We start from the raw sequence: 10,228 nt of genomic DNA on the forward strand, positions 1-10,228 counted from the left end.
CGGGCATCGTGAAAAATCTATGGCAAAGAAAGCCTTATGTTCTCATAACTGACGATTAAATCGCACCTTCCTTAGCATTCGAAGACGTCATTATTGTTCCTCTGGTATTATTTTAAATGTGAGATAAAAAGATAATAAATACATATAGTTGAATTTATTTTATAAATTTATTTATAAGACGGTTTTTGGCGTGATTATGTGAAGCATGGGGATTTTTTTGCTGATATGGCAACCTGGTTGCGGGGGCATTGAAGGCGGTTCTGGCAACGTGTTACCGGCAAAACCGCCATCTTCTGACTACTGACTGGTTAAATTCTGGCACTGTGCCGACGCATATTGCGCCGCGCTCAGAGGGACGTTATCCAGCGCTTTTTTAATCGCTGATGAGGTCGCAAACTGGCTTACCGCCTGCTGCTGCATTAACTCAAAGCTCTTTTGAATATTGCTGGTTATCTCATCACAGTCTGCGCCCTGATTGAGGCCTGCAATCACCACATTATCCAGACGCTGGCTCATTTCGGCCCCCATCTGCTCACCGGCTTTTATCGGATTGGTTTGATCTGCTGGCATGGATCCGGTGAGTAACGCGGATTTATACAGGGCTTCGCCGAGGGTCACTTTTGCCGCAGCCACCGCTGCTTCATTGGTGGTGGATGCCTGCGCACCGCTTGCAGCGGTAAGCATAAAAATTGTCGCAATGACGGCCAGTCTCATTTCTGCACTCTTTTTAATGACGAATTTTGCCTGTTAGCTCTCAGGCGGAAACGGCGGCAACTGGCGGAAAGTATTCAATAGTCCTTCTGACCAGGCTTTACGAATGCCCATAAAATAGGCGTCGTTTTCGGTGATGCGGCGCTGTTCACGGGTATCGAAACTGTTGGCGCGGTAAATCATCACGTCCAGGGGCATGCCCACCGATAAATTACTGCGCAGCGTGGAATCAATAGAAATCAGCGCGCAGCACATAGCGTGCTCCAGCGGCGTATCTACCGTCAATACTCTGTCAATAATTGGCTTGCCGTACTTGCTTTCGCCAATCTGGAAGTAGGGGGTGTCATTGGTGGACTCGATGAAATTGCCTTCCGGGTAAATATGGAACAGGCGTGGAGGTTCATTGCCGATCTGGCCGCCAATCAACAGATTACAGCCAAACAGATTGCTGCTGTTCTGCTGCGAGGCGCTGTCTCGATGAATCACCTCCCGCACCGTTTCCCCGACCAGTGCGGCAGCGTCATACAGCGTCTCCACCGTCAGCAGGTTCGGGGTATGCTGGCTTTGGATCCGGGTGGTCAACAGGCTGATAATGCTCTGTGTGGTGGCCAGGTTCCCTGCAGACTGGATAACCAGCACCCGTTCGCCCTCCCGCTGAAACACGTGGAGTTTTTTGAACGTCGCGATGTGATCGACTCCGGCATTGGTGCGGGAGTCGGAGGCGAAGACCAGCCCGTCAGTCAGGCGCATGGCCACACAGTAAGTCATTAAAATACCTTGATTAATTGCAGTTTATTGTTGCTGCTGTTGCTGCACCTGGTGCTGTCGCTCAAACAGGCTTACTTCAGCTTCTGAAAACATCTCTTCGCATCCTCCGCCAAAGCGGCTGCCACGAACCGGGCAGGCGTCGAGATAGTCCATTCCTGTCGCCAGTCGCAAATGCTGATTTAACTGACAGGTGTTGTTGGTGATATCAAAACTGTGCCAGCGGCCGTTGATCCAGGCTTCGGCCCAGGCGTGCATCGCCACATGTTCGGTGTCACGACTATACACATATCCGCTGACGTAGCGAGCGGGTATTTTCAGGCTGCGGCAGCAGGCGAGGAACACATGCGTGTGATCCTGACAGACTCCTTTGCCTTTGGCAAAAGCAACGGTGGCGCTGTCGTGCACATGCGTTGCGCCCGGCGTATAGGGCATCTTCAGGCGCAATTCCGCCATCAACAGCGCAAGGCTGCCGGCCGGATCCTCTTCACGATAGTAACGTCGGGCAAAATCGCGAATTAAATCATCGGCATCGGTCAATGGCGTGGTGCGCAAAAAGACCAGCGGAGAGAGCTGGCCACAGCTATCCTCCGTCTCCTCTTCTGTAGTATCGGCGATCTCCACCACGCCTTGAGCAAGAATCACAATTTCCTGGTGCGGACTGTCCAGCGTCAGCACATGCATCAGGTTGCCGTAGGCATCGGTGGTTGCCACTGCGGATGCCGGTAGCACCAGATTCCACTCTTTAATCTGCTGGCGGGCTGAGGTCTGCGGCGTGAGGCGCAAATACTGGGTGCTGAATTTCACTTGCTCATCGTACTGATAGTGGGTCAGGTGATTAATGGTCAGTTTCATAGCGCCTCCAGATAGGTCTGGCGGATGCTATCGGCCAGCTCATTAATTTTAGTCAGAAAACGGTTTAACCAGGTCTGGACATCCTCATCCAGGATATTGTCGAGCGAGCCAAAACGCAGCTCCACATGCAGCAGATGGGCGAGGCGCAGCGGCACTCGCGCCCGCTCGCTGCCAATCATCTCCAGTTGCGCAACCAGGTCTTCCACGCTGGCGTGCAGGGAGCGGGGGACGTCATTGCGGAACACCAGAAGTTCCGTGACCGTCTCCCGGCTGAAGGGCTGGCGATAAATGCTGTGGTAGGCCTCGCGGGCGCTCACCGCGCGCAGCAGGGTGTCGAGGCGGTAATATTCCCGCACCGGATCCGGATCGTTACTCAGCTGTTGGTCTTTCAGGGCCAGCAGTTGAGCGGTGGCAAACGCCCGTTCAATCAGGGTGCCGATCCGGATAAAGCATTGCGCATCGTTGCGCAGCAGCGTGCCGAACATCGCCCCGCGAAACAGGTGCGCACGCTCTTTTACCCAGTCAAAAAAAGCGTCGATACCGATTTTATCGACCCCGGTCTGGCGCAGATTACGGATGTCAATACGGGTGGTGTTGATGCACTCCCACACTTCGGAAGAGAGGCTGCCACGCACGGCGTGCGCGTTATTCCATGCCATTTCAATACAGCTATAGATACTGCTGGGGTTATTGCTGTCCAGGGCAAAGAAGTTCAGCAGGTTATCCATGCTGAAGCGGGCGTAGCGCTCGCGAAACAACTCGTGGCCGAGGGTCAGATTGAGAGGCAGGGCTAAGTCGTGCTGCTGCTGGTTGTGGCGCGGCATCATCGACAGCTTATAAGTCACGTCGAGTACGCGGGCAAAGCTCTCAGCCCGTTCCAGGTAACGGGCCATCCAGTACAGCTCACTGGCGGTGCGGCTTAACATTATTCGTCCTCCTCCATGACCCAGGTGTCTTTTGTGCCACCCCCTTGCGAGGAGTTGACCACCAGTGAGCCCTCGGTAAGCGCCACGCGGGTCAGACCGCCGGGCACCAGTCTGATCTCTTCCCCGAACAGCGCAAAGGGCCGCAGATCGATATGTCTGGGCGCCAGTCCTTCCTCCACAAAGGTGGGGCAGGTGGAGAGGGCCAGCGTATTCTGCGCGATGTAGTTACCGGGGTTGGCGAGGAGTCGCAGGCGAAACTCTTCAATTTGCGCTTTGCCTGAACGCGGGCCGACCAGCATGCCGTAGCCGCCCGCACCATGAACCTCTTTCACCACCATCTCGTCGAGGTGGGCCAGCACATAATTTAAATCTTCCTGCTTACGGCACTGCCAGGTGGGAATATTGCCGAGGATCGGCTCTTCCGAGAGATAAAAACGGATCATCTCCGGCACGTAAGGGTAGATAGATTTGTCATCTGCCACCCCGGTGCCGATGGCATTCGCCAGCACCACCCCTCCTGCGCGATAAACCGATAACAGCCCGGGTACGCCAAGCATCGAGTCAGAGCGGAAGGCCAGCGGGTCGAGGAAGGCGTCATCCAGACGGCGGTAAATCACATCCACCCGGCAAGGGCCTTCCGTGGTGCGCATAAACACTCCACCTTCTTTGACGAACAGATCCGCGCTTTCTACCAACTCCACCCCCATCTGTTGAGCCAGGAAGCTGTGTTCAAAATAGGCGCTGTTAAAGCGGCCCGGCGTCAGCACCACCACGCAGGGGTCGTCAACGTAAGTGCTTTCACGCAGGGTTTGCAGCAGATAGCTGGGGTAGCGTTCAACCGGGGCAATATGCGAACTGGCAAACAGGTCCGGGTAGAGGCGCATCATCATCTTACGGTTTTCCAGCATATAGGAGACGCCGGAAGGGGTGCGCAGGTTATCCTCCAGCACGTAGTAACGCCCGTCGCTGTCACGCACCATATCAATGCCGGTAATGTGGGCGTAGATATTGTTATGCAGGTTAACGCCCTGCATACAGGGCTGATATTGCTCGTTAGCGAGCACTTGCTCACGTGGGATAATCCCGGCGTTAAGAATGTGCTGCTGATGGTAGATATCGTAAAGGAAAGCGTTAAGGGCTTTGACCCGCTGGCGAATACCCAAATCAAGCGTCCGCCACTCATGGGCCGGGATAATGCGAGGAACACTGTCGAAAGGGATCAGGCGCTCCGTTCCGCCTTCTTCTCCATATACGTTAAAAGTAATGCCTACCCGATGGAATAACAGTTCTGCCTGTTCTTTCTTCTGGCGTATGGCGTGCTGGTCAGTTTTCTGTAGCCAGTGCCACCAGGCGTCGTAGTGCTGACGTTGCGTACCCTCTACGGTGAGCATCTCATCGTAGTAAGGGGCGGTCGGAAGCGTCATTTTTATCATTGTCATCCCCTGCATTCCGTTTGATGAAGATATAGTCAAAATGCAGAAACCATGCCAGCGCAACGGGAGCGCGAATTTCCACGCTCTGTCGCGCCAGGATGCACTGTTTTGAGGAAACAGGGCGCGAAAAACGCACCATGATGATGTTTAAACGCTAAAAAGAAGCAGAGAACGGTGCAAGTGTAGAAGGGGTTGCACCTGCATGGCGTTGTGCATAAATGTGAACGCCGTGACGGGCACGGCGTTGCAAGGGACGGTTATGCGCGGGTGGCGATCAGGATAGAAGAGGCTTTAATCAGGGTAATTACGCGGGCGCCCGCTGCCAGATGTAGCGCTTCGCAGCTTTCGTTAGTGACCACTGCGACTACCTCAAAACCAGCGTCGGTGTTTACATGAATGGTCGCATTAACCGCACCCTCTTTAACCGCGCTGACGGTTCCCGCGAACTGGTTGCGGGCGGAGAATTTAAGGCCGCAATCTTCGGTCGCCAGGGTTACCCATGGCGCTTTGATCAGGGCAATGGCCTCTTTGCCAGGCACAAGACCCAGCGCTTCTTTACTGCTGGAGGTGACGATCGCCACCAGTTTCGCGCCGCCCTCGAGGGTGAGCTCCACTTCATCATTTACTGCACCGTGCGCGGTTGCGCTGACTTTACCGACAAGCTGATTACGTGCTGAAACGGCCATACTGCCTCCAGAGTGATGTTGATAAACCTGTTATCTCAGGTTTGTGTATTGCGAGCAATAACCACTTTCTTATGATGGCTACTGACGCGCCGCCTGTTCGCAGAGGTTAACTCAACAAATACGCGGCAGGGGCTCGGCGTGGGGTAAATCGAGAGTGCGTTTTACTCCGTACAGGCCTGTCAGCCGCACCCCTTTTCGCGTGACGACTTCGCCGATGATGGCGGCATCCCGTCCAGGTTGATGCGCCCGTAGCCGGTCAAGGACGGCATCGGCGGCCTGGCGTTGCACCGCAATCACCAGCTTGCCCTCGTTGGCAAAATTTAGCGCCTCCAGACCCAGCAGCTCGCAGACGCCGCGCACCGCCGGTTTGACCGGCAGGTCGCGTTCGTTAAGTTCGATACCGTAACCGCAGGCCGCCGCAAACTCATGAACCACCGCATTCACGCCGCCGCGGGTGGCGTCACGCAGCGCTTTTACGCCGGGAATATCCCGCAGCGCCTGGATAAGCGAGGTTAACAGCGCGCAATCGCTGCTCAGTTCGCCATCCAGCCCCAGTTGCTCACGCAGATTGAGGATGGTTGCGCCGTGGTCGCCCAGCGTGCCGCTGACCAGCAGTACGTCACCGGCTTCCAGGGTGCTGGCCCCCCAGCGAATGTTGGCAGGGATCGCCCCCAGCCCTGCGGTGTTAATAAACAGCTTATCCGCCGCTCCGCGCTGCACGACTTTCGTATCACCGGTGACGATAGCGATGTTGGCCTGGCGCGCAGTCTCCGCCATGCTATTGACCACCGCGCTGAGGGTCGCCATCGGCAGCCCTTCTTCGAGGATAAAACCGCACGAGAGATAACGCGGTATCGCGCCGCTCACCGCGATGTCATTTGCCGTCCCGCAGATGGCGAGCTTGCCGATATCGCCGCCGGGGAAAAACAGCGGATCGATAACATAGCTGTCGGTGGAGAACGCCAGCCGATCGCCGCCGGCGGTTAAGGTCGCGAGATCGATTCGCGCCTGATCTTCCTGTTCATTGAGCCACGGGTTAGCAAAAGCCTGCATAAACAGTTCACTGATTAACTGCTGCATTGCCTGACCGCCACTGCCGTGCGCCAGTTGGACTTCTTTCATGCTTCGCACTCCTCGGCGCGATATTGATACCAGGCCGCGCAGGCTCCTTCGGAGGAGACCATCAGGGCGCCAAAGGCGCTTTGCGGATTACATAGTTTGCCAAAGAGCGGGCACTGATGCGGTTTGCATTTGCCGGTAAGCACCTCGCCACAACGTGCGCGCGGGTCATCGCAGGCCTGCTGGGGTGCCGGTTTAAAGTGGGCTTCTGCATCAAAGCGCTGGTAGGGGGCGGTTAAACGGACGCCGGAGTCATTAATCATTCCCAGACCACGCCACTCGCTGTCGCCCTGCACCGCAAATACATCGGCAATCGCCTTTTGCGCCAGCCGGTTGCCTTCATCAGGCACGACGCGACGATACTGGTTTTCAACCTGATGGCGGGCACTGATTTTTTGCTCCACCAGCATGATGACGCCCTGGAGCATATCCAGCGGCTCAAACCCGGTCACCACCAGCGGGCGGTGATGTTCTGCGGCGATAAATCCGTAGGCATCGGTGCCGATAACCATACTGACGTGACCCGGCGCCAGAAACGCATCAATCCCGTTATCCGGTTGCTCAAGCAGGCTGCGCAACGTGGGGATCAGCGTGATGTGCTGACAGAAAAAATAGAAGTTTTTCAGATCCAGTTTCAAAGCCTGCTGCAATGTGATGGCCGTGGCGGGCATGGTGGTTTCAAAACCGAGGCCAAAGAAGACCACTTTGCGCTGGGGATTTTGTTGCGCCAGTTTGAGTGCATCCAGCGGCGAGTAGAGGATCCGGATATCCGCGCCCCGGGCTTTGGCCTGTAGCAGAGAGCCGTTTTTTCCCGGCACCCGCAGCGCATCGCCAAAGGTACAAAAGATAACGTCCGGGTGGCTGGCGATTTCCACGCAGGCGTCAATACGCCCCATCGGCAGCACACAGACCGGGCAGCCGGGCCCGTGAATAAACTCAATGTTTTCCGGCAGTAGCTGGTCGAGTCCGAATTTAAAGATGGCGTGGGTATGACCGCCGCAGACTTCCATAATGCGCAGCGGCCGCTTTGCGTTGTAGTTCAGGTGGATGGCGCGCTCTTTCAGGTGGGCGATAAGCTGCATAACCTGTTCGGGCGCGCGGTATTCGTCAACAAAGCGCATTATCGCTCCTCACCAAACAGCAGCGCGCCGACATCTGGCTCGACGTCGTACATATTCTGCAGGGCGGCCAGCGTCTCTCTCGCCTCCTGCTCGTTAATCACGCTCATGGCGAAACCGACGTGAACCAGTACCCACTGCCCAAGGCGTGATTGCCCGGATTCATCAACGCTGCCGACAAGCGTAAGGTCGACGTCACGCTGAATGCCGCAGACATCCACTTTGGCCTGATTGCCATCAATGGTCGTTATCTGCCCTGGAACCCCTATGCACATCGTTGCGTCTCCAGCCAGTCGAGCCATGTATCCATCCCTTCGCCGCTGGTGGCGGAAACTAGGATAATCTCGATAGACGGATTCACTTCTCGCGCCCAGGCAATGCATTTTTCGACGTCAAAATTCAGATACGGCAGCAGGTCAATTTTATTGAGCAGCATCAGCGAGGCAGCGGCGAACATATGCGGATATTTCAGCGGCTTGTCTTCCCCTTCGGTGACGGACAGTACCGCAACTTTATGACGTTCGCCGAGGTCAAAACCCGCCGGGCAGACCAGGTTGCCGACGTTTTCGATAAACAGAATGCCGTTGTCTGCCAGCGGCAGGCGAGGAGCGGCATCGGCAATCATTTGTGCATCCAGATGACAGCCTTTACCGGTATTAACCTGAATGGCGGGGGTGCCGGTGGCGCGAATACGGGCCGCATCGTTAACGGTTTGCTGATCTCCTTCAATGACCGCACAGGGCAGCCGGGTGTTCAGCCGCTGCAGGGTTTCGGTCAACAGGGTCGTTTTACCGGAGCCTGGGCTGGAAACCAGATTCAGCACCAGCTGCTGCTTTGCCGCAAAACGGGCGCGGTTGCGGGCGGCTATCTGGTTATTTTTCTCCAGCACATTGATTTCCACCTCCAGCATTCTGCGCTGGCTCATTCCCGGTGCATGGGTGCCTGCTTCGCCGTGGCCGTAATGTAAATCCCCATCGTCCAGGGGCGTCGGGCTGAAGCTGTCGGTCTTTACACCGGTAATGCTGAGCGCCGGACGTTTAGCGGGGGAAAAGGGGGCGCTGCGAAACGCGGAATGGGGATTACGTTCGTCACCTTCAATATAGCGATTACCGTCCTGACAACCACAGGTTGTACACATTGCTTACTCCTCAATTTCCAGCCGTTGGATCTGCATGCCGACGTCGGCAACACACTGGAGTGTGTCGCTGTTGCACTGCGGGCAGCGGCGTACATGTTGGCTCAGTAATGTCACGTAGCGCTGGCAATTTTCACACCAGCACTCCGCCTGTTGCTCTTCGATGTGCAGTCTACAACCCTCGGCGAGGGTGCCACGGCAAACCAGATCAAAACAAAACGTTAAAGCCGCAGGTTCCACACAGGAAAATGCGCCAACTTTGATCCAGACCGCAGTGACCCGTCGGGCAGTATGTTGTGCCGCCTGCTGTTCAATGATTTCCAGCGCCCGCTGGCACAGCGTAATTTCATGCATTCTGCCTCCTCATCTGTCGGGCGCGTATTGCAACAACTATGCCAGGGTTATTTGCATTAATGCGGTAAGGATCAAGGCGTTAACGTCTTGTTTTCCGGCAAAATGCTCGTCGCTAAAGGTCTCGGGTAGCCCGCTTAAGACGAAAATGACGGTGGCAGCGGCTGCAGTCGTCAAAAATGACCAGGCCATTTTGCCTGGTGGAATACCACCAAAGGTGGGAGGAGAGAAGGTGACTGACGTATTACTTTGCGTGGGTAACAGCATGATGGGGGATGATGGCGCAGGCCCGCTGCTGGCTCAGATGTGTGCGGAGAACCCACCGGGAGACTGGCAGGTTATTGATGGCGGCAGCGCCCCGGAAACCGAAGTGGTCGCTATTCGGGAATTACGCCCAGCCCGGCTGCTTATTGTCGACGCCACGGATATGGAGCTGAATCCAGGGGAAATACGCATTGTCGATCCGGATGACATCGCCGAAATGTTCCTGATGACCACCCATAATATGCCGCTCAACTATCTTATTGATCAGCTGAAAGAGGATGTGGGCGAGGTTATCTTTCTCGGCATCCAGCCGGATATCGTTGGCTTCTGTTACCCGATGACACCGCCTGTCAAAGAGGCGGTGGAAAAGGTCTACGCAAGCCTTGCCGGCTGGCAGGATAAGGGTGGATTCGCTCAGCTTTAAGCAAATGTCCGGCGTCGGCGTACAGCGTCGCCGGACAAATATTTCAGCCCCGCGCTGGCTTATTTATTCGCCAGTTCAATAATTAACTGCCCGTGGGAAACTGTCACTTTAACGGCGGTCCCCGTCGGGAAACCCGCATGATGCAGCCAGTTTCCTGATAAGTTCAGAGACGCATGTTTTGTAAAATGGGTCGCGATGGCGGTTTTCCGATCCTCATGGCGTTTTCTGACATAGCCCACCGTTAAATGGCGTGATTGCCGGGCAATGATAACCTCTGATTTACAACTTTCCCTTTCCATACCGATCTCCTGTCGCCTGATTGCGGATGCACTGCCTGTTTATGTTATTTTTTACTGTATATAATTGGGTCTTCCCCGATTATGGTGGGAAGACTCAGAACGCCATATTCAGCTTCCCGTAGTGGAACATCACTCCCAGTTT

Annotated in this window: 14 protein-coding genes; 1 reads left to right on the forward strand and 13 read right to left on the reverse strand. The window is 55.4% G+C overall.

The window, feature by feature from the left end:
• Positions 1–297 precede the first annotated feature (297 nt).
• The 12 genes from ACSZO4_RS22810 to ACSZO4_RS22865 all read right to left on the reverse strand — a co-directional run bounded on the left by ACSZO4_RS22810 (position 298) and on the right by ACSZO4_RS22865 (position 9,291).
• On the reverse strand, positions 298–714 hold the full coding sequence (locus tag ACSZO4_RS22810) for a hypothetical protein (protein WP_437891337.1): 417 nt from the start codon (positions 712–714) through the stop codon (positions 298–300).
• Between the two features lie 33 nt (positions 715–747).
• Positions 748–1,479, reverse strand: coding sequence for a peptidase (locus ACSZO4_RS22815; protein WP_437891338.1), 732 nt, complete (start codon positions 1,477–1,479; stop codon positions 748–750).
• Between the two features lie 24 nt (positions 1,480–1,503).
• Positions 1,504–2,331 carry a transglutaminase family protein gene (locus ACSZO4_RS22820; protein ID WP_437891340.1) on the reverse strand — a complete coding sequence of 276 codons (828 nt, stop codon included), beginning with the start codon at positions 2,329–2,331 and terminating at the stop codon, positions 1,504–1,506.
• Complete coding sequence (locus ACSZO4_RS22825; RefSeq protein WP_437891341.1) at positions 2,328–3,257, reverse strand: alpha-E domain-containing protein; 930 nt, start codon at positions 3,255–3,257, stop codon at positions 2,328–2,330. The genes ACSZO4_RS22820 and ACSZO4_RS22825 overlap by 4 nt, the downstream gene beginning before the upstream one ends.
• Positions 3,257–4,690, reverse strand: a complete 1,434-nt coding sequence (locus ACSZO4_RS22830; RefSeq protein ID WP_437891342.1) for a circularly permuted type 2 ATP-grasp protein — start codon at positions 4,688–4,690, stop codon at positions 3,257–3,259. Before ACSZO4_RS22830 ends, ACSZO4_RS22825 begins: the two co-directional genes overlap by 1 nt.
• 257 nt (positions 4,691–4,947) lie before the next feature.
• A complete protein-coding gene (locus tag ACSZO4_RS22835) occupies positions 4,948–5,376 on the reverse strand; it encodes a TOBE domain-containing protein (protein WP_437891343.1) in 429 nt (142 codons plus the stop codon).
• 111 nt (positions 5,377–5,487) lie between these two features.
• Complete coding sequence (hypE, locus tag ACSZO4_RS22840) at positions 5,488–6,498, reverse strand: hydrogenase expression/formation protein HypE (protein ID WP_437891344.1); 1,011 nt, start codon at positions 6,496–6,498, stop codon at positions 5,488–5,490.
• Entirely contained in the window at positions 6,495–7,616 is a 1,122-nt protein-coding gene (hypD, locus tag ACSZO4_RS22845; RefSeq protein WP_437891346.1) for a hydrogenase formation protein HypD, read from the reverse strand. Before hypD ends, hypE begins: the two co-directional genes overlap by 4 nt.
• Positions 7,616–7,888 carry a HypC/HybG/HupF family hydrogenase formation chaperone gene (locus ACSZO4_RS22850; protein WP_437891347.1) on the reverse strand — a complete coding sequence of 91 codons (273 nt, stop codon included), beginning with the start codon at positions 7,886–7,888 and terminating at the stop codon, positions 7,616–7,618. The genes hypD and ACSZO4_RS22850 overlap by 1 nt, the downstream gene beginning before the upstream one ends.
• Positions 7,879–8,751: a hydrogenase nickel incorporation protein HypB gene (gene hypB, locus ACSZO4_RS22855; RefSeq protein WP_437891348.1), complete on the reverse strand. Its 873-nt coding sequence runs from the start codon at positions 8,749–8,751 to the stop codon at positions 7,879–7,881. Before hypB ends, ACSZO4_RS22850 begins: the two co-directional genes overlap by 10 nt.
• Positions 8,752–8,754: 3 nt before the next feature.
• Complete coding sequence (gene hypA / locus ACSZO4_RS22860; RefSeq protein WP_437891349.1) at positions 8,755–9,102, reverse strand: hydrogenase maturation nickel metallochaperone HypA; 348 nt, start codon at positions 9,100–9,102, stop codon at positions 8,755–8,757.
• A gap of 36 nt (positions 9,103–9,138) precedes the next feature.
• Positions 9,139–9,291, reverse strand: coding sequence for a hypothetical protein (locus ACSZO4_RS22865; protein ID WP_437891350.1), 153 nt, complete (start codon positions 9,289–9,291; stop codon positions 9,139–9,141).
• Between the two features lie 40 nt (positions 9,292–9,331).
• On the opposite strand from ACSZO4_RS22865, the gene hycI reads away from it, so the two are divergent.
• Positions 9,332–9,787 carry a hydrogenase maturation peptidase HycI gene (gene hycI, locus ACSZO4_RS22870; protein ID WP_437891351.1) on the forward strand — a complete coding sequence of 152 codons (456 nt, stop codon included), beginning with the start codon at positions 9,332–9,334 and terminating at the stop codon, positions 9,785–9,787.
• Between the two features lie 59 nt (positions 9,788–9,846).
• Here hycI and ACSZO4_RS22875 read toward each other — a convergent pair whose 3' ends face one another.
• Positions 9,847–10,086, reverse strand: coding sequence for a SymE family type I addiction module toxin (locus tag ACSZO4_RS22875; RefSeq protein ID WP_437891352.1), 240 nt, complete (start codon positions 10,084–10,086; stop codon positions 9,847–9,849).
• Positions 10,087–10,228 lie beyond the last annotated feature (142 nt).

This window comes from Phytobacter sp. V91, from assembly GCF_965644225.1.
In the GTDB taxonomy this organism is placed as follows: Bacteria; Pseudomonadota; Gammaproteobacteria; order Enterobacterales; family Enterobacteriaceae; genus CBFFRJ01.